Raw genomic sequence first — 16,889 nt, 5'->3', positions numbered from 1 at the left:
GGTTGCCATTGCCATCAGGCGGCGGGCAACCGCACCGTCACCCGCAGCCCACCGGCACCGCCATCGGTCTCGCCCAGTGCAACCTCCCCACCCAGTCGCCGCACCACCGTGCTCACGATCGATAACCCGAGCCCCGAGCCTGTCACCTCGTTGCCGAGCACGCGATAGAACGGGTCGAACACGCGCGTGCGCTCGTCGGTGGGGATGCCGGGGCCGGTGTCCTGCACGGCAATCGTCACGACGTGCGCGTCATTGGCCACCGACAGGTCGATGCGTCCGCCTTCCGGCGTGTAGCGGATGGCGTTATCTACGAGGTTGCGTACCACGACGAAGAGATCGAGTTCGTTGGCATGGACCTGCGCATCGGCTTCAGTGGTGACGCCCACGTCGAGCTGCTTGGCGTCGGCCAGTGGCATGAGGTCTTCGAGCACGCTGCGGAACACGCGCTGGACGGAGACGGTGGCCGTAGGCACATCGGTGGCCTCTTGCGCGCGTGCCAGGGCCAGAAGTTGTTCGAGCAGCCCGCGGCTACGTTCGATTCCCTGGCGCAGCGTGCCGAGCCGCACCAGCGCGTCGGGCGACATCGCGGCCTGCCCAAGCCGCTCGGCTTGCAGCGACAGTGCGGACAGCGGCGTGCGCAACTCGTGCGCGGCATCGGCGACGAAACGGTGCTGTGCATCCATGGACTGCTGCACGCGCGCGAGTAAGCGATTGATCGCCACCACGAACGGGCGTACCTCATCGGGTACGGCTTCGGGGGCGATGGCGTGCAGTTGGCGCTCGTCGCGTTGGTCCACCTCATGCGCGAGCCGCTTGATGGGCGCGAACATCTTGCGCAGCACGTGGGCAACTGCCAGCAGAAGGATCGGCACGAGAATCAGGAATGGCATCAACGTGCGCAGCGCGCTGTCGCGGGCGGTTTCGTCTCGCACGGCGGTCTCCTGCGCCACGGCGATACGCTGGCCGTTGACAAGTGTGCGGACCCACACGCGGTACTCGCGCTTGCCCAGGCGCGCGGTCTGCATGCCGTCGACCAGCTCGGGCATGTTGGCCGCGGGCGCAACGGCGGCCCGCGGCAACACCTGGACGATCACGCGCGCCTCTTTGTCCGAGACCTTGGGCGCATCAGCCGGGTTGCCGGGGGCGGGCAGATGCGCGGGGTCGAACATTGCCCCGACCTGGCGCAAGACATCGTCCTGCAATTCATACGCTTCGCGAAAAGCCGATGCAAACGCAAAGCCGCCGGCGAGCACCGCCACCGCCACGATGATCACCGACAGCCACACCGACAGCCGCCGCTGCACGGATGCAGCCGCAGATGTGGATGCTGTCATTGCCCCTTGGGCACCATCCATCCCACTCCCCTGACGTTCTTGATGGCCTGCGCGCCGAGCTTTTTGCGCAGCGCGTGGATAAGGAATTCGACCGCGTTGCTCGCCACCTCGTGGCCCCAGCCGTAAATGCGCTCTTCCAGCTCTGCGCGCGAAAGGATGGCGCCCGGCCGCAGCATGAGCGCCTGCAGCAATGCAAACTCGCGCGCGGACAGGCGTACCGGTTCGGCATCGCCCATGCGCGCTTCGTGCGCGGCGGGGTCGAGTGTCAACATGCCATTGGTGAGCACGGGGCTCGCTGCCCCGCCCTTGCGGCGCAGGACGGCGCGCATACGGGCGAGCAGTTCAACCATCTCGAAGGGCTTGAGGATGTAGTCATCGGCGCCGCCGTCGAGGCCGCGTACGCGCTCATCCACCGCATCGCGCGCGGTCAGGATCAGTACGGGGACCGGGTTGTCGCGGGCACGCAGGCTGCCGAGCACCGCGTGGCCGTCCTTTCCCGGCAGGCCGAGATCGAGCAGCAGCAGGTCGTAGTGTTGATGTGCGGCCACGTCCAGCGCCGTCTGGCCGTTGCGTACCCAGTCGACCGCGTAGGCGGCGTCCTGCAGCGCGGCTTCCACGGCCGCGCCAATCATCGGGTCGTCTTCAACGAGGAGCACTCGCATGCAGTGTCTGGTGAGCGGTCAGGCAGATTGCAGCGCACCACGCCGCGCCTGCCAACTCGTAAAGGCAATGGTGATGAGCAGGATCGCCAGCAGCACGGCCGATGCACCCGCCGTGCCGAGGTTCAGCCCGCCCGCGCTGACGGGTTTGGTCAGCAGGTCCCCGCCCGTGGCACCCAGGGGCCGGGTCAGCACAAAAGCCATCCAGAACAGCGCCACGCGTGAAATGCCGGTCAGATAATACGCCGCTGCAATTAGCGCAATCGCCCCGGCAATGAGCAGGGCGCCGCCCGCAAAACCCAGCCCCGAAGAATCGGCCAGGAAGTCGCCCAGCGCCGTGCCCAGCGTGTTGGACACGAGGATGGCGCACCAGTACAGCAACTCCTGCCCGCTGCTGCGCACGTGCGTGACCGACAACGATTTCTGCGTCACCTTCCAGTAGACGAGCACCGCGCACAGCAAGCTGGCGAGGATGGCGGCGCCGGTGGCATACCCCAGGCCCAGCGTGCGGTCCATGAAGTCCGACAGCGTGGTGCCGGCCGTGCTGGTGGCGAGGATCACCGCCCAGTACAGCAGCGGGTGATACGTCCTGCTGCGCAACTGGGCGCCCAGCGTGACGAGAAAGACGCCGATCAGCAGCACCGAGCTGGCGGCGTAGCCGATCTTGAGCGTCATTGAGAGCAGATCGCCCGCCGTCTCGCCCAGTGTGGTGGCGCTGATCTTCATGATCCAGAACGCCAGTGTGATTTCGGGCAGTTTGCTACGCGACGCGGCGGGCTTGAGTGTGGGTGTGGAGAGGGTCATGCGGATCCTCCTGAGAGTTGGGGGGGATTCCGCATCAGTCTGCCGAGGCAGACTTAGACGACCCATAGCCGCCCGGTGGCCGATGCCTTACTGCGCGAGCTGCCGCAACTTCCATTCCCCGCTCGGCTGCTTGCACAGCCATGCCGTCCACTGCTCCTTGCTGCTGCCGCGCGTGAGTTCGCTCTGCAGGCGGCGGCACGATTGCCCCGCGTCGGTCTTGGTTTCCAACGGGGTGATGGTCGCGTCGACGGCGGCCTGCTTGCCTCTGGCCGGCGCGGTCCATTGCGCGGGCGTGTTGTCGGCGGCGCTCTTGAGCACATCGCCAATGGCCTTGGTAAACGACTTCAGCTCCGTCGGGCTCATCGAGCCGATGATGGTGCTGGCCAGCACATTGCGGAAATAGGCAAACGAAGGCGTGGCGGCGGCAAAGAGCGCGGCGCCAGCAAAGGCAAGCGCAAGACGGCGGCGATGCGACATGGGTCCCCCAAGGATGTGACGAAAAGAAGCCTTTATCCTAGACCATGCGGCGTCGGGCCGTTGGGGCGTGCGCTGCGGAACGTCGCCGCGCCCGCCCCCGCCACCTTCAAGCCTTGGGCGCCTTCACCAGCACCACCGGGCATTCGGCATGGGCAAGCACCCGGCCCGCCACGGAGCCCATCAGCGCTTCGACGAACACGCCACGCCCATGCGAGCCCATGACGATGGCTGCGGCCCCAGCATTTTGTGCGTGCTTCACGATGCGCTCCGGTGGAAAACCCACCAGCGCGTGCCGCTCGAACGGCACGCCGGCCGCACCCAGGATCGCGCAGACCGAAGCCATGGCGCCGGTGCTTTCCTCCGCGTACCACGCGTCAACCTCTGCCTTGCCGACGAGCGACTTGATATCGCCCGAAAGGTCCGGCATGCAGTGCACAACGTGCACCGTCACATCGCTACCGAAGAGGGTCTTGTCGGCAATGCATCGCGCTGCCGCATCGGAGTAGGTCGATCCGTCCGTCGCCAGTACCAGGGTTTTCATGTGGCCTCCTTGCCATGTCTGCGGCCGCGCCTCTTGCGCGGTCGGCGTCTGCTTCCAACGTAAGCGCTGCTGAAAACTGCGCGTTGATACGAGTCAACGGAAGGCCCATGGTGCAGTCACGCTCTCAGCGGTTGCACAGGAAGGCAGGCAGAATGCGCAGGTTGCCCCAGACTTCGCGCCCCTCATGACGACCACGCCATCCCTCGCCGATTACCCGCTGCTGTCCACCGACAAGCTCCGCTACGGCGACACCGACCGCCAGGGCCACATCAACAACGCCGTCTTCGCCACGTACCTGGAGACAGGCCGCGTCGAGATGCTCTTCACGCCAGACAACCCGTTGGCCGCGCCCGGCTGCGAGTTCGTCATCGCGCAGCTCGTGCTCGATTTCCGCAATGAAATTCTGTGGCCGGGCTCCGTGCAGATCGGCACGCGCGTGGCGAGCGTCGGGCGCAGCTCGGTCAAGCTGGAGCAGGCGATCTTCCAGAACGGCCAATGCGCCGCCACGTCGCAATCGGTGATCGTGCAGATCGACGTTGCCACGCGCCAATCGAGCCCCATTAGCGACAGCGCCCGCCAGCGCCTGGCTGCGCTCACCGCTACCCCCGCTGGCGCAGAAGCGGAGTGATGCACACGGTACGCAAACGAACGCCTTCGAAAAATTTTTAACTTTGCTTGCACTTGCGCTCCTTGCCGGGAGCAAGATGTCTCTCCCGTTCAATCACGCGGAGGTGACCATGGGACTGTTGGATGAAGTGGGCAAGATCGCCGGCGCCGTCGCCGCCGTTGAAGCCGCCGAGAAAGTCGATCCGGATGCCGGCCTGCTGACCAAGGCCGTTGCCGCGGTCGCCGGTTTCAAGGGCGCTGGCGCGCTGGAAGAGATGATCGAAAAGAAGGACGAAGCCAAGGCCGAAGGCACCGAGGCCGCTCCGGAAGATGGGGCAGCGCCGCAGGCTTGATTGCTTGCAGGCTCAAAAGGATTTGGGGGACCCCGCCGGTTGGCGGGGTTTTTGTTTTTATTGAACGGTGGAGTCCGCAGAAGCCTTATGGTTCAGCCCAATTGTCGGGCGCGCATAGCTTCATCGATTTCAGGGGAATCGCTCCAAAGGCATTCTCTTTTGGAATCAGCGAGAAGTATTTCCAGTCGGCTTCATTGACGAAAACCTCTCCGCTTTTGCATAACAGGTGTGCTTGCCTGGGTCGTTTGCTACACGACGCGCCGCCAATTGCACAACGTTGCCATTGAGAAATCACGCCGGCAGGTAGACGCTGACCATTCTTGAGTTCGGTGTACGTTTGAACATCCCGGGTCGCAATCGCCATATACATGAAATCCAGGTCCGGCTGTACGGGTCTTGCTGCTTCTGCCCGGAGATACCGTGTGTGTAGATTAAAGCCGTAGTGGAAAACAGCGGCAAGAATCACCACTGTCATCAATGTCGCCAAAATCGCGGCCATTCGACGTGCCGTAAAGTCTCCTCTCCGTGTGAGGAAAAATCCAAGTATTGGGAATGCCAAGACAGTTGCGAGACCCGCCAGCAAGGCGGCTTCGAGGTCAGGGCTTGCACAATCGAGGCCGCAACCGGGGTTGTGGTCAAAGGCCGTCATAATGCGTATGACGATCGTGGCGGTTACGAACCCGGCGAGCAGAAAAATCACTGACGTCAGAACTCGCTTCATTTAACCTCCCAAAATAAGATTCTCTTCGAGTCGCGCAAATCAGAGAAGCCAAGCGACGATCCAGGGAAGAGCGAGTTCATTCCAAACATTCGGCCGACGGTTGCGATTGAGTTAATTGGCCCGCTAATCGTCAACCGCGATCCATTCCAAAGATCTATATGGCCACCGCTGGCGTCGCCTGCAGAATCGCTCCTGCGAGACCAGTAGCTATCGAACATGACGATACCGGTTCGACCTTTGATTTTCGATTCCCAATCTTTGCCCGTGATGTTCTCGGTTTTGCGTAGCCCGCAAAACGGCTGCCTGCTCAACCAAGACCCCATCTGGTCTGCAAGGACCGCCGTGTGCCTTCCATCCATGAGGATTCGCCCGAATTTGCTGCCGGGCTTAACCGTTACGTTGGCAGATGTGAACGATTTCATTTCGATACCAACCTTGTGCAAGGTCACGCTCAGCCGAATCGCACACTGGTTCTTGAAGTTGGGCGGCACTTCGCCATTCTCTTTGTAGGGGCTGCCGGTCACATAGTTGCCCCACAAGTCCGCAAACGTCACCGCCGGAGCGTCTATTCGGCACACCGATCCCGGCGTTGCATTGGTCCTGACCTGAGCCTTCTGTTTGAGCGGTTTGCGTTGTGCTGCCGTCATGCCGATTCCCCCGCTTGCTTTGCAAGAGCCTCGTCGCCCCAGAAAACGGTGTATGCCTCCTCGCCGAGTGTGACAACGCGTGGTAGCGCACCATTGGCAGGCGTGCGGCCCGAGAAAGTACGGCCGTCCGAGGTTTCGATGTAGTACGGCAAGCCTTCCAAGTGCGGCGATACGAGGTGCGTCTGTTCGTCGTGACTGGCTGAGGCTCCCGTGCTCGCCACCGCGGCATGGGGATGGCCGGCGGCGGCATGGGATGCGCGTTCCCCGCTGCCCATGTCTTCATACCAGGCGTTGCCGGCGAGCAAAGCGACGATGCGTTGCGGAGTCGGGCACTTGCACAGAACCTCGTCGCCATCCAAGGCAACCTCGCCCATGAAATTCATCCGGCGCGGGCCGCCAGCCTTTGCAATGGTGCCGACGCTCTTGCACGCTTCGCAGTACGCTCGTCCGGCGATCAGGGCGACTTGGTGATCTGCGCTTCCGAATGTGCATGGAGGCCCCGAGTAAGGCAGGACCGTTCCGCCGTTTTGAAGCGCATCGCCGACAACAGCAATTCTTCGCATCATGGTGTGGCCTCCACGATGCAGCTCAACCACCGTTCGTTTTGCATAGAACCTGCCTCCGATTTACCGCTTCGGATTGTCTTGGGCAGATCGAGCGCCAAGCAGGATTTGGCGAAATATTACGAATGGGATGGGCTTGTTCGATCGCTATAATCCCCACCGTCACCGCACCAACGGTGATCGGGTTTCGCAGCCCGTTCACGCTCACCACAGACGGACAGCCGCCTTTCGCGCGGCGTTTTTATGTCCGGTGCTTGCGCACGCCTATGCTTTTTACGGCGGGCCGGGCAGGGAGACCTTCGGGTCTGCCGGTTTCCTGTGGTGGCCGGTCTGCGAACCCTGTCGTCAGGCCCGCCACCCTCGTTCGCAGCGAATGGCGGGTCTCCTGCAATCACCACAGGAGGCCACATGGCTACCGCACTCCGCGGGCATCGCCCCGCGTCTTACCCTTCCCCGCCGCCTTGGCGCTGCAGGCTTCCCACGCAACCGGGAGGTGCCGCATGTCGCTGACCAAGAACCGCCTCTACCTCGACGGTGCAGTCTCGGCGCGCGCTTTCTTGTGCCGCACGCGCAGCGTCATGCACGACGCCGGTCATTGTCGGCCCGGCAGGCTGCGCGAGCAGCTCACGTACTTCTCGGAACACGCGTATCCACCAGCATTTGTGAAAGGCTTTATCGATGCCATCGACGCGTATCTGTCGATGTCGCTCGGGGGGAGCGACGTAGACCCGCGCACGTGGGAGGTGTTAGCCGCCATCGAGCGACGGCAGGTCACCGCCGCATAACAACAGCCAGACCCATCCCCGAGACGGGCGGGGATGCCGGCACCACGCTGCAACAACGTGCGAGGCGCTGTGGCATGCTGGGCCCTCACATTTGTGACGGACACAGCGGGAGCCATCTTGAAGCTCGATCACATTGCCTTCGTCGCGCAATCGCTTGAGCAGGCGCAGGCGTATGCCTCGCAGTTGTTTGGCGTGGAACTGCCTGCGGGCGGCAAGCATCCCCTGATGGGCACGCACAACCTCGTCACGCGGATCGCGCCGGGCGTCTTTCTGGAGTTCATCGCCATCGACCCGGAAGCCCCGCCGCCAAACAGGACGCGCTGGTTTGCGCTGGACCGCCTGATGCGGGAAGGCACATTGGAAGAGGTACCCCGGTTGTTCGGATGGGTCGCCAGCGTTCCCGATCTGGCGCGCAACGCGAGCGAATCACCGCAGCACGCATTGCTTGAAGTGACGCGCGGCGATTTGCGATGGCACTTCTTCCACCGCAAGGACGGTGAAGCAGAAGCGGGCGGATGCTGGCCCGCACTCATCGACTGGGCCGGCGGCCAAAGCCCGGTCGACCGGATGCAGGACGTCGGGCTGCGCCTGCACCAATTCCAACTCGCGCATCCGGAGGTGACGGCCATTCGCGAGAAGCTTCATCAGCTCGGCTGGGACGCTGCAGGAGCGGAGAACCGATCTGTCGCATTGACCGATGCGGCACGGCCGGGATTGACGCTCGTGCTCGATACGCCGAATGGGCGCGTGCAGATCGAAGGCGGCGGGCTGTAACTGCCGGCCCAGGGTTAGGCGGCGCGCCGCTCCCCCACCCGCTGCCGCGTCGAGAACCCGTCGCGCACGCACTGCGCCAACGCCAGCGCCGCCGCACTCGCGCCTTGCGCAGGCAGCAGCAGGCTGATCGCAAACATCGGCAGCTCCGGCAGGCCGGCTTCGGGCCCGAGGATGTCGAGGTCCGCCGGCACCGTTGGCGTCAGCCATGCCGTGACGGCCAGCCCCGTGCGCACCGTGGCGGTGGTCGCTTCGATGTTGCCGCTCTCGAACACCGTGCGCCATTCGATGCCGTGCTCGCCCAGCGCCTTGAGCACGCGGGCGCGGAAGGCGCAGCTCTCGTCCACCATCGACAGCGGTAGCGGCCGCTTCGCATGCACGTTGCCGCCGCGCGGGCCGACCCACACCAGACGCTCCACGCACAGGCATTCGCCCGTGGCTTCATCCACCGGCGCCTCGACCACGGCGACGTCCAGCTCGCCGCGCGCAATGCGCTCCGCAAGCTCGGGCGAGGTGCCGCAGACGATGGTCAACTCCACCGACGGCCACGCTTCGGTAAACGCCCTGAAGATCGGCGGGAAAACGGTGCCGACCAGGTCGTAAGGCACGCCCAGGCGCACCGGCCCCTGCAGCGGGCGCGCGGCCATGTCGGCCCAGATTTCGTCGTTGAGAGCGAGCAGGCGTTTGGCGCGGCCGAGGAACCGTTCACCGGCGTGGGTGAGTTCCAGCCGCCGGCCGTCGCGCTCGAACAGGCGGCATTCGAAGGCGTCTTCGAGCCGCTTGATCTGCTGGCTGATGGCGCCCTGCGTGAGGTGCAGCGCGTTGGCGGCCACCGTCATGCTGGCGTTTTCGGCCACGGCAATGAAGGTGCGGACGAGGGTGATGTCGAGGTTCTTGGCCATCGCTGCATTCTAGAAGCTAATGCCTTGGCGAAAAAACCGCATCGTTGCTAATGGCTTGCGAGCGTACTGGGCGGCCCGATCGGCAACCCGCCGTGGGCGGCATGCCTCCTGTCAGGGCCGCGCGCAACCGTGTGCCAGTGCGGAATTGCTGCGTTGCGGCATGCCGCAAGCGCCACCAAAGCAACGCTCTGCCAGCCGCAGCGTGCGGGTTTGCTGCATGCCATCGAACGATGCCTCTAATGCGGGTAAGCCCGGTCGTTTGAAACAACCCGGCGCGCCTAGGATGTGAACTCGTGACCGGCAATAAGCCGGCGGCGTCGCTCGCCCATTAGAAAACCATCCGGAGACACCCATGGCCACCGAATCGCAGACATCCGCGCTCACCTTCGACTACGTCATCGTCGGCGCAGGCTCAGCCGGTTGTGCGCTTGCCAGCCGGCTGACCGAAGACCCGGACGTGACCGTCGCGCTGCTCGAGGCCGGGCCGCACGACCATCACCTCTCGGTATGGGTGCCGGCCGGTTGCGCGGCGTCGCTGCCGTTCAAGAACAAGCGCAACTATGGGTTCCAAACCGTGCCGCAAGCGGGGCTGGGCGGCCGCCAGGGTTATCAGCCGCGCGGGCGCGGGCTGGGCGGCAGTTCGTCGCTCAACGCGATGATCTACATCCGCGGCACGCCCAGCGACTACAACCACTGGGCGGCGCTCGGCTGCACCGGCTGGAGCTGGAACGACGTGCTGCCCTACTTCAAGCGCTCCGAAGGCAACGAACGCTTTGCCGGCCGCGACGACGACGCGCTGCACGGCGGCACCGGCCCGCTGCACGTGAGCGACCTGCGCACCGGCAACCCCATCGCACAACGCTTTGTCGATGCCGGCGTGGCCGCAGGCTACCGCCGCAACAACGATTTCAACGGCCCCGACCAGGAGGGCGTCGGCCCATACCAGGTCACGCAATACAACGGCGAGCGCTGGAACGCCGCGCGCGCCTACCTGCATGGCGGCGACAAGGCCGATGCCACGCTCAGCCGCAACCGCCGGCAACTCACGGTGATGCCCGACACGCAGGCGCTGCGCATCGTCTTTGAAGGCAAGCGCGCGGCGGGTGTGATGGTGGAACGTGCAGGCCGCACTGAAACGCTGCGCGCGCGCCGCGAGGTGATCGTCTCATCGGGTGCGTTCGGCTCGCCGCAGTTGCTGATGGCCTCGGGCGTGGGCCCGGCGGAGCATCTGCGCTCGCTCGGCATTCCCGTCATCCACGACCTGCCCGGCGTCGGCCAGAACCTGCAGGATCACCTCGACATCATCCTGCACAAGAAAGTCTTCAACCTGGATTTGATCGGCTATTCCGCGCGCGGCAGCGCCCACATGCTGGGCGAGATCCTGCGCTACCGGCGCGAGCGTCGCGGCATGCTGGCCACAAACTTTGCCGAAGCCGGCGGCTTCATCAAGAGCCGGCCCGAACTGGCCGATCCCGATTTGCAACTGCACTTCGTGGTGGCCATGGCCGACAACCACAACCGCACGTTCAACTACGGCCACGGCTATTCCTGCCACGTGTGCGTGCTGCGCCCGAAGAGCCGCGGCGAAGTGCGCCTGGCCTCCGCCGACACGCGCGAGGCACCGCTGATCGACCCGAAGTTCCTCTCCGACCCCGACGACATGGCCGGCATGCTCGCCGGCTTCCGCGCCGTGAAGAGCATCTTCGCGCAGCGCCCGCTCGCCGACCTGGGCGGGCGCGAGCTGTATTCCGGAAACATCCGCGGCGACGGCTCCGACGACGAAGCCGTGCGCGCCCTCATCCGCCAGCACGCCGACACCATCTACCACCCCGTCGGCACCTGCAAGATGGGCAGCGCCGACGATGGCATGGCCGTGGTCGACCCCGAACTGCGCGTGCGCGGCCTGACAGGCCTGCGCGTGATCGACGGCTCGGTCATGCCGACGCTCATCGGCGGCAACACCAACGCCCCCATCATCATGATCGCCGAGCGCGCCGCCGACCTCATGCGCCAAGGCGGACGCCCGACGCTGAACGTGGTGAGCAGCATCCCGGCGCAGGCAGCGCCGGCCGAGGTGCACTGAGCAACAAGACACATCTGGGCGCCAACGCACGCACACCAACGGTGTGGCCTTTGACGTAACTGCCCTAGATGGCGCCTTGAATTTGTGTGAGCGAGCGGAAAAAGGAAGGAGGCCTGTCTGAGCGCAGCGAGTTTGCCTCCTTCCCCGCACGGTCACATAAATTCAAGGGGAAGTCGCCATCTCGGGCGCGCTTTTCTTTGCTTACTTTCTTTGGCAAGACAAAGAAAGTGAGTCAGCCCCGGCAGGGGATGAAACCAGGGATGCCCCAACAACATCAACGAGCACCCCGAAGCAAATCAGACATCAGTTCCCAGCACTATCCGTAGGCGTATTAAACGAATCCCGAAGCAAATAACTCATCGGCACGTCCAGATTCACCCCATTCGGCGGAATCGACTGCTGAAACCACTTCTTGTACAGCTTCGGCACCTCGCCATCGACAATCAGCCGCGTCATCGACTGGTCGATCAGCTTCTTGAACTCCGGGTCCTGCTTGCTCAGCATGATCGCGTACGACGACACCAGCTGCGTCTTGCCCGCCAGGCGGTAGTCAGCCGGGTTCTTGGCCGTGGCGCGCATGCCCGAAAGCAGAATGTCGTCACCGGCAAACGCGTTGGCGCGGCCGTCGGCCAGCATTGCAAACGCGCTGCGCAGGTCGTTGGCATCCACCACGTGCATCGTCATGCCTGTCTCGTTGAGCTTGCGTGCGAGGTCGGCGTTGGTCGAGCCGCGCGCGGCCACCACCGTCTTGCCGTTCAGGTCTTCCCATTGCTGGATCGGCGAGCTGGCCTTCACCAGCATGCGGCCCTTGGTGATGTAGTGCGGAATGGTGAAGGCGACCTTCTCACGGCGCTCGCGCGAGTTGTTGGTCGAGCCGCATTCCAGGTCGGCCTTGCCCGAGGCGACCACGTCCATGCGTGTGGCGGCTGTCACCGGCACGTACTGCACCTTCAGGTCCGGGCGCTTGAGCGAGGTCTTGATCGAATCGATCAGGCGGGAGCAGATGTCGATCGTGTAGCCGACCGGCTTGCTGCCATCGAGGTACGAAAACGGAATCGAGTCTTCCCGATAGGCTACGTGCACCGTGCCCGAATCGCGGATGCGATCGAGCGTCGGGGTGGCGGCAACGGCGTTGGATGGGAAGAAGGCGGCGGAAACAGCAGCGGGAACGGCAAGCGCGGCCAGCAGCCACGTGCGCGCAAAGAACGGCATCGTCAAAGTCCTAGGAGAGGTTCGGGCTTCTAATGGCCAGCCGGCCGCATCGGGGCCCTATCGACGCGGCCGTGCGCGCAATCGATTGCCGGGCGACATCCGCCCGGCTGCGCAGCATTGGCTGGGGCGCGCCGTCACTCCCCCCGGGAATGCCAAACGTGAAGCAATGTCACGCGCCGCCATGGGCGCGCATTATGCGCTGACTGCGGGTATACCCTCAAGCACCTTCTCGGTGCATGGTTGGCGAGCGTTGCGCTAATCCGCCACCTTGTCGGTCGGGAACTTGAACGAATCGCGCAGCAGGAAGCTCATCGGGATTTCCAGCTTTACGCCATTTGGCGGAATCGGCTGCTGGAACCACTTCTTGTAGAGCTTTTCCGCCTCGCCATCGAGGATCGTGCGTGACATCGCCAGGTCGATCACCTTCTTGAACTCGGCATCGTCCTTGCCGAGCATGATCGCGTATGGCGCCACAGCCAGGTTGCTGCCGACGACCACGTAGTCCGCCGGGTTGGGCGACGTCGCCCGGAAGCCATAGAGCAGCACGTCGTCCATCGCAAACGCATCGGCGCGGCCGGCCGCCACCATGCCGAAGGCTTCGGCGTGGTCGCGTGCCTCCACCACGTTGACCTTGAGCACGCGCGCATCGGCCATCGCGCGGATCTGCCCGCCGTTCGTGCTGCCGCGCGTGGACACCACCGTCTTGTTGTTGAGGTCTTCCCAGCGGTGGATGCCCGAACTGGTCTTCACCAGCATGCGGCTGCTGGCAATGTAATGCGGAATAGTGAACGCTACCTTCTCGCGCCGCTCGCGCGTGTTGTTGGTCGATCCGCATTCGAGGTCTGCGCGGCCCTCGGCAATGGCTGCGATGCGCGTGGCGGGTGTCACGGCCACGTATTGCACCTTCAGATCGGGCCGCTTGACCGCCACCTTGATCGCGTCGACCAGCCGCGCGCAGAGGTCGATCGAATACCCCACCGGCTTGCCGCCATCGACATAGGAGAACGGTACGGAGTTCTCGCGATATGCGAGCCGGACGGTACCGGTATCGCGGATGCGGTCAAGCACGGGGGATGCAGCCAACGCCTGGAAAGCGCACAACGCCAGGCCGGCCGCGAGCAATGCGCGGGTCGGGTGCGGCACGGAATGTCTCCTGTCTGGGTATTTTTCTGGTGCCGGCGCGCTCGCGCGGCTCCCCTACCCTAGGCGAGGTGATCTTTCATCCCGCTTTCACGCCGGCCTTCCCGCGTTCCTCTTCACAGAATCTTCATACAGGCCACGCGCGCTGCAGCACCGCACCCAGCTCCTGCGCGTGCCCATCGAGCGTGCCGAACACCCGGCCATGCTGATGATGGAAGCGGCTGGCGATGAAACGCTCGGCGTCGTCGGGGTGGGCATGGGCGACCATCAGCGCGGCCTGTGCGGTGAGCGCCAGCCCCTGCGCGATGCGGCGTGCTGAGGTTTCCTGGATGTCACCCGGCTGATGCAGCATCGCCTGCAGCGCCGCCAGTTCCGCGCGCACGGCACGATGGCCCTGCGCGCGCTCGCCAATGTCGTGCACCAGGCGCAGCGCATCGTCCGGCGTGCGGGCGATGGCGCGCAGCACGTCCAGGCACATCACGTTGCCCGAGCCTTCCCAGATGGAGTTGACCGGGGCCTCGCGGTACAGGCGCGCCATCGGGCCTTCTTCCACGTAGCCGTTGCCGCCCCAGACTTCCATCGCCTCGCCGGTCGCCTCAATAGCGCGCTTGCAGACCCAGAACTTGGCGGCAGGCGTGACGATGCGCTTCCACGCCGCGGCCAGCGGATCGACATCGGCGCGCTCGAACGCGTTGCCGAGTTCCATCATCAGCAAGGTTGCGGCTTGCGATTCCAGGGCCAGATCGGCCAGCACATTGCGCATCAGCGGTTGGTCGGCCAGCAGACGGCCGAAGGCCATGCGGTGGCGCGCGTGGTGCAGCGCCTGCATCAGCGCGTGGCGCAGGATGGCCGCGCTGCCGATCACGCAATCGAGCCGCGTGTGCGTCGCCATCTCGATGATGGTCGGAATGCCGCGCCCTTCCTCGCCAATGAGGATGCCCTCCGCGCCGCGAAACTCCACCTCGCTGCTGGCGTTGGAGCGGTTGCCGAGCTTGTCTTTCAGGCGCTGGATCTGGATCGGATTCTTGCTGCCATCGTCCCGAAAGCGCGGGACGAAGAAGCACGACAGCGGGCCGTCTTCCGCGCCCATGCGCGCAACCACCAGGTGCGCATCGCACATCGGCGCGGAGAAAAACCACTTGTGGCCGGTGATGGCGTATGTGGCGCCACGGCCTTCGCCGCGCAAGGGCGTGGCGACCGTGGTGTTGCTGCGTACATCGGAGCCGCCCTGCTTTTCGGTCATGCCCATGCCGACGAGGATGGCGGTCTTCTGGCGCCATGGCAGATCGCGTGCGTCGTGTTCGCGGGCGTAGAGACGCGGCCCGAGGTCGGCAAACAGCGCCGTCTCTTTTTGTAGAACGGGGATGCTCGCGAACGTCATCGTCGCCGGGCACAGCGTGCCGGATTCGATCTGCGCCTGCATGAAGTAACCGGCGGTGCGCGCGGCCCATGCACCGGCGCGCGGCTCGGCGAAGGGCAGCGCCTGCAGCCCCTGGCTGCGCATCAGCCCGAGCAGCGCGTGCCACGCGGGGTCGAAGCGGATGGCGTCGATGCGCTCGCCGGTGCGGCTGTGCGTGTGGAGTTCGGGGTGGTAGGTGTTGGCCTCTGTGGCCCACTGCAGCGTCTCGGGCGCGCCGAGCTGGTCACCGAAGGCTTGCAGCGCGCTGGCGTTCCAGCCGCCACCCAGGCGTTCGAGTGCGCTTTGCAGCGTGGTGTCGGACGTGAAGGGGTTGAAGCCGGTCAGGTCCGGGACCTGGTTGAAGACGCGGTGGGTGGCCTCGGTGGGCATTTGGGGTCTCCTGGCGTGGTGCTTTTGGTTGTGTGGGCCATGGTAGACCACCGGCGGTGGAGGTGGGTGGAGAGGGATTTCTATACGGTTGCCGCTTGCATGGCGGCCCCATCCCACTCGAGGAACAGATACACGCCCTTGTCCTCCACCAGTCGAAACCCCATTCGCTGATACAGACGCTGAGCGGGGTTGAAGCGCTCCACATGGATCTGCACGCGTTTTCCTGAAGCGCGGGCCTGCGCAAATACAGCTGAAAGCACCGCGCTGCCGATCCCCGAACCGCACTGCTCCGGCACCAGCGAGATATCGATGATGAGCAGGGCTTCCTGCCGGTGCTGCAGGTAGATCCGCCCGGCAGGCACGCCCTCCTGTTCGATCACGAAAAATTCCGCCTCGGGGTACGCAAAGTAGGCGCGTTGCTGTGCATCGAACTGCATCCGCACGAACTGCGCTTTCTGTTCATCAGTCCAGCCGGTCGCCTGCAGTTCGGCCTCGCGGGTGGTGCCGTAGAGGTGCAGGAGGAAGGGCTGGTCTGCGTCGGTCAGGGGGCGCAGCGTGGTGCCATTGCGCTCGATGCGGAAGGTGGGCATACCGGTGTCTCAAGCAAGGTTGAAGCAGGCTTGGTAGCGGAAGCCTTCCGCGGTGCGGGCGATCGGGACCAGGAACATCGGCTGCTCTGCAAGCGTGTCGTGCTGCAGGAAGTACGTGCCCTGTTGCAACGTGAACGAGGCATCGCCCTCGAACAACAGGGAGAACGCCTTCTGGCCTGGGCGCGCAAAACGGGATATCGCGACTTCGTCCAGGCGCAGCGTGAATGGCAGGTCAGGCGCTTGGCCTGGCTCTGTCGTCACGGAGAACGCGGTGCCAACGTGCGGTTGGAATAGCTCAGCGGAAATGGTCATGGATGCGGGGAATCTGGAAGATCCAAGGTGAGGTCGGGCCGGCGTGACATGCAAGCCCGGCCCGCTTCGACAGACTGAATTAAGGGTGCGTCGGCCACGCGCCTTGCAGGGCGATGCAGTAATTGCTTGTCAGGTATGGCTGCATGTTCTCGTGCGGCTGGTTGTCACCGCCGATGCCCACTGCTTGCGGCGACAGTGTCGTGAGCGCTGGGGTTGGGGTCGCGGGAACGAAGGCCTGGTTGTTCGGAACCATGAAGCGTGAGGCCAGGCGGCCGCCCGCCGTAGTCGACGCAGGACGCGCGTTGTCACCATAAGCGGTGTGCGAGTGCGACGGCATTTCCGCCGTTGTCAGCGTGATAGTGGATGCGCCTTGCGGATCGCCCAGCGCCCCGTTGACGGGCCCCATCACTGCGCGCGCCCGCAAATCGGGCAGCCCGAAGGTGGATGTGCCGTTGCCGCCGTAGTTGACGCCCAGGATCGAGAACAGTTCAGTGTTCTGAGAGATGGGCATGATTGCGCCGTCGCAGGCGGCCCAGTCCACCGGGGCGAAACTGAAACCGAAGATGCGGATTTCGCCAACGAATTGATCAGACATGTGAT

General features: G+C 64.5%; 20 protein-coding genes. 5 read left to right on the top strand and 15 right to left on the bottom strand.

Annotated features, from left to right (window positions below):
• Positions 1 to 14: 14 nt before the first annotated feature.
• The 5 genes from ACTJK4_RS01175 to ACTJK4_RS01155 form a co-directional block, all read right to left on the bottom strand.
• Positions 15 to 1,355 carry an ATP-binding protein gene (locus tag ACTJK4_RS01175; protein WP_440815443.1) on the bottom strand — a complete coding sequence of 447 codons (1,341 nt, stop codon included), beginning with the start codon at positions 1,353 to 1,355 and terminating at the stop codon, positions 15 to 17.
• A complete protein-coding gene (locus ACTJK4_RS01170; protein WP_440815440.1) occupies positions 1,331 to 1,996 on the bottom strand; it encodes a response regulator in 666 nt (221 codons plus the stop codon). The genes ACTJK4_RS01175 and ACTJK4_RS01170 overlap by 25 nt, the downstream gene beginning before the upstream one ends.
• A gap of 18 nt (positions 1,997 to 2,014) precedes the next feature.
• Positions 2,015 to 2,797, bottom strand: coding sequence for a COG4705 family protein (locus ACTJK4_RS01165; protein WP_440815437.1), 783 nt, complete (start codon positions 2,795 to 2,797; stop codon positions 2,015 to 2,017).
• Positions 2,798 to 2,884: 87 nt separating this feature from the next.
• Entirely contained in the window at positions 2,885 to 3,274 is a 390-nt protein-coding gene (locus tag ACTJK4_RS01160) for a hypothetical protein (protein ID WP_440815435.1), read from the bottom strand.
• Positions 3,275 to 3,380: 106 nt separating this feature from the next.
• Positions 3,381 to 3,815: a universal stress protein gene (locus tag ACTJK4_RS01155; protein ID WP_260803669.1), complete on the bottom strand. Its 435-nt coding sequence runs from the start codon at positions 3,813 to 3,815 to the stop codon at positions 3,381 to 3,383.
• A gap of 184 nt (positions 3,816 to 3,999) precedes the next feature.
• Between ACTJK4_RS01155 and ACTJK4_RS01150 the strand changes: the two genes are divergently transcribed.
• Both ACTJK4_RS01150 and ACTJK4_RS01145 read left to right on the top strand, forming a co-directional pair.
• Positions 4,000 to 4,443 (top strand): acyl-CoA thioesterase, encoded by a 444-nt coding sequence (locus ACTJK4_RS01150; protein ID WP_440815432.1) that lies wholly within the window; start codon positions 4,000 to 4,002, stop codon positions 4,441 to 4,443.
• 109 nt (positions 4,444 to 4,552) lie between these two features.
• Entirely contained in the window at positions 4,553 to 4,774 is a 222-nt protein-coding gene (locus tag ACTJK4_RS01145; protein WP_316870429.1) for a hypothetical protein, read from the top strand.
• 85 nt (positions 4,775 to 4,859) lie between these two features.
• Here ACTJK4_RS01145 and ACTJK4_RS01140 read toward each other — a convergent pair whose 3' ends face one another.
• From ACTJK4_RS01140 to ACTJK4_RS01130, 3 genes are read right to left on the bottom strand one after another with little or no spacing between them, the layout of a single operon-like run.
• Positions 4,860 to 5,495, bottom strand: coding sequence for a hypothetical protein (locus tag ACTJK4_RS01140; RefSeq protein ID WP_440815429.1), 636 nt, complete (start codon positions 5,493 to 5,495; stop codon positions 4,860 to 4,862).
• Positions 5,492 to 6,142 (bottom strand): type VI secretion system amidase effector protein Tae4, encoded by a 651-nt coding sequence (locus ACTJK4_RS01135; RefSeq protein ID WP_343619515.1) that lies wholly within the window; start codon positions 6,140 to 6,142, stop codon positions 5,492 to 5,494. Before ACTJK4_RS01135 ends, ACTJK4_RS01140 begins: the two co-directional genes overlap by 4 nt.
• Positions 6,139 to 6,708 carry a PAAR domain-containing protein gene (locus ACTJK4_RS01130; protein ID WP_440815425.1) on the bottom strand — a complete coding sequence of 190 codons (570 nt, stop codon included), beginning with the start codon at positions 6,706 to 6,708 and terminating at the stop codon, positions 6,139 to 6,141. The genes ACTJK4_RS01135 and ACTJK4_RS01130 overlap by 4 nt, the downstream gene beginning before the upstream one ends.
• Positions 6,709 to 7,205: 497 nt before the next feature.
• Between ACTJK4_RS01130 and ACTJK4_RS01125 the strand changes: the two genes are divergently transcribed.
• Both ACTJK4_RS01125 and ACTJK4_RS01120 read left to right on the top strand, forming a co-directional pair.
• Positions 7,206 to 7,490 (top strand): hypothetical protein, encoded by a 285-nt coding sequence (locus tag ACTJK4_RS01125; RefSeq protein WP_260803671.1) that lies wholly within the window; start codon positions 7,206 to 7,208, stop codon positions 7,488 to 7,490.
• A 117-nt stretch (positions 7,491 to 7,607) separates the two neighbouring features.
• Positions 7,608 to 8,264 carry a VOC family protein gene (locus ACTJK4_RS01120; RefSeq protein WP_440815423.1) on the top strand — a complete coding sequence of 219 codons (657 nt, stop codon included), beginning with the start codon at positions 7,608 to 7,610 and terminating at the stop codon, positions 8,262 to 8,264.
• Between the two features lie 14 nt (positions 8,265 to 8,278).
• On the opposite strand, the gene ACTJK4_RS01115 is transcribed toward ACTJK4_RS01120, so the two are convergent.
• Positions 8,279 to 9,163, bottom strand: coding sequence for a LysR family transcriptional regulator (locus tag ACTJK4_RS01115; protein WP_440815420.1), 885 nt, complete (start codon positions 9,161 to 9,163; stop codon positions 8,279 to 8,281).
• 352 nt (positions 9,164 to 9,515) lie between these two features.
• On the opposite strand from ACTJK4_RS01115, the gene ACTJK4_RS01110 reads away from it, so the two are divergent.
• Positions 9,516 to 11,246 carry a GMC family oxidoreductase gene (locus ACTJK4_RS01110; RefSeq protein ID WP_440815417.1) on the top strand — a complete coding sequence of 577 codons (1,731 nt, stop codon included), beginning with the start codon at positions 9,516 to 9,518 and terminating at the stop codon, positions 11,244 to 11,246.
• A 303-nt stretch (positions 11,247 to 11,549) separates the two neighbouring features.
• Here the strand turns inward: ACTJK4_RS01110 and ACTJK4_RS01105 are convergent, their stop codons facing one another.
• The 6 genes from ACTJK4_RS01105 to ACTJK4_RS01080 form a co-directional block, all read right to left on the bottom strand.
• Positions 11,550 to 12,458: an amino acid ABC transporter substrate-binding protein gene (locus ACTJK4_RS01105; RefSeq protein ID WP_440815414.1), complete on the bottom strand. Its 909-nt coding sequence runs from the start codon at positions 12,456 to 12,458 to the stop codon at positions 11,550 to 11,552.
• A 255-nt stretch (positions 12,459 to 12,713) separates the two neighbouring features.
• A complete protein-coding gene (locus ACTJK4_RS01100) occupies positions 12,714 to 13,601 on the bottom strand; it encodes an amino acid ABC transporter substrate-binding protein (protein WP_433865867.1) in 888 nt (295 codons plus the stop codon).
• A gap of 124 nt (positions 13,602 to 13,725) precedes the next feature.
• Positions 13,726 to 15,387 carry an acyl-CoA dehydrogenase family protein gene (locus tag ACTJK4_RS01095; RefSeq protein ID WP_440815410.1) on the bottom strand — a complete coding sequence of 554 codons (1,662 nt, stop codon included), beginning with the start codon at positions 15,385 to 15,387 and terminating at the stop codon, positions 13,726 to 13,728.
• Between the two features lie 80 nt (positions 15,388 to 15,467).
• The gene (locus ACTJK4_RS01090) at positions 15,468 to 15,977 is read right to left on the bottom strand and encodes a GNAT family N-acetyltransferase (RefSeq protein ID WP_260803677.1); all 510 of its coding nucleotides are present in this window, start codon (positions 15,975 to 15,977) and stop codon (positions 15,468 to 15,470) included.
• Positions 15,978 to 15,986: 9 nt separating this feature from the next.
• Complete coding sequence (locus tag ACTJK4_RS01085) at positions 15,987 to 16,289, bottom strand: DUF6916 family protein (RefSeq protein WP_440815407.1); 303 nt, start codon at positions 16,287 to 16,289, stop codon at positions 15,987 to 15,989.
• Between the two features lie 79 nt (positions 16,290 to 16,368).
• The gene (locus ACTJK4_RS01080) at positions 16,369 to 16,884 is read right to left on the bottom strand and encodes a phage tail protein (protein WP_260780463.1); all 516 of its coding nucleotides are present in this window, start codon (positions 16,882 to 16,884) and stop codon (positions 16,369 to 16,371) included.
• Positions 16,885 to 16,889 lie beyond the last annotated feature (5 nt).

Origin of the sequence: Ralstonia sp. 22111 (assembly GCF_052045895.1) — a bacterium.
GTDB classification, from domain to species: domain Bacteria; phylum Pseudomonadota; class Gammaproteobacteria; order Burkholderiales; family Burkholderiaceae; genus Ralstonia; species Ralstonia wenshanensis.
Note: the sequence above shows the minus strand (reverse complement) of the source record. Positions and strands in the feature narration are given on the sequence as shown.

Bases quoted from the DNA above. Each gene is read 5' to 3' on its own strand.
- ACTJK4_RS01125 (WP_260803671.1), top strand. From the start codon at position 7,206: ATGTCGCTGACCAAGAACCGCCTCTACCTCGACGGTGCAGTCTCGGCG.
- ACTJK4_RS01175 (WP_440815443.1), bottom strand. From the start codon at position 1,355: ATGGATGGTGCCCAAGGGGCAATGACAGCATCCACATCTGCGGCTGCA.
- ACTJK4_RS01110 (WP_440815417.1), top strand. From the start codon at position 9,516: ATGGCCACCGAATCGCAGACATCCGCGCTCACCTTCGACTACGTCATC.
- ACTJK4_RS01145 (WP_316870429.1), top strand. From the start codon at position 4,553: ATGGGACTGTTGGATGAAGTGGGCAAGATCGCCGGCGCCGTCGCCGCC.
- ACTJK4_RS01080 (WP_260780463.1), bottom strand. From the start codon at position 16,884: ATGTCTGATCAATTCGTTGGCGAAATCCGCATCTTCGGTTTCAGTTTC.
- ACTJK4_RS01165 (WP_440815437.1), bottom strand. From the start codon at position 2,797: ATGACCCTCTCCACACCCACACTCAAGCCCGCCGCGTCGCGTAGCAAA.
- ACTJK4_RS01105 (WP_440815414.1), bottom strand. From the start codon at position 12,458: ATGCCGTTCTTTGCGCGCACGTGGCTGCTGGCCGCGCTTGCCGTTCCC.
- ACTJK4_RS01155 (WP_260803669.1), bottom strand. From the start codon at position 3,815: ATGAAAACCCTGGTACTGGCGACGGACGGATCGACCTACTCCGATGCG.
- ACTJK4_RS01140 (WP_440815429.1), bottom strand. From the start codon at position 5,495: ATGAAGCGAGTTCTGACGTCAGTGATTTTTCTGCTCGCCGGGTTCGTA.
- ACTJK4_RS01135 (WP_343619515.1), bottom strand. From the start codon at position 6,142: ATGACGGCAGCACAACGCAAACCGCTCAAACAGAAGGCTCAGGTCAGG.
- ACTJK4_RS01170 (WP_440815440.1), bottom strand. From the start codon at position 1,996: ATGCGAGTGCTCCTCGTTGAAGACGACCCGATGATTGGCGCGGCCGTG.
- ACTJK4_RS01085 (WP_440815407.1), bottom strand. From the start codon at position 16,289: ATGACCATTTCCGCTGAGCTATTCCAACCGCACGTTGGCACCGCGTTC.
- ACTJK4_RS01095 (WP_440815410.1), bottom strand. From the start codon at position 15,387: ATGCCCACCGAGGCCACCCACCGCGTCTTCAACCAGGTCCCGGACCTG.
- ACTJK4_RS01130 (WP_440815425.1), bottom strand. From the start codon at position 6,708: ATGATGCGAAGAATTGCTGTTGTCGGCGATGCGCTTCAAAACGGCGGA.
- ACTJK4_RS01115 (WP_440815420.1), bottom strand. From the start codon at position 9,163: ATGGCCAAGAACCTCGACATCACCCTCGTCCGCACCTTCATTGCCGTG.
- ACTJK4_RS01160 (WP_440815435.1), bottom strand. From the start codon at position 3,274: ATGTCGCATCGCCGCCGTCTTGCGCTTGCCTTTGCTGGCGCCGCGCTC.
- ACTJK4_RS01150 (WP_440815432.1), top strand. From the start codon at position 4,000: ATGACGACCACGCCATCCCTCGCCGATTACCCGCTGCTGTCCACCGAC.
- ACTJK4_RS01090 (WP_260803677.1), bottom strand. From the start codon at position 15,977: ATGCCCACCTTCCGCATCGAGCGCAATGGCACCACGCTGCGCCCCCTG.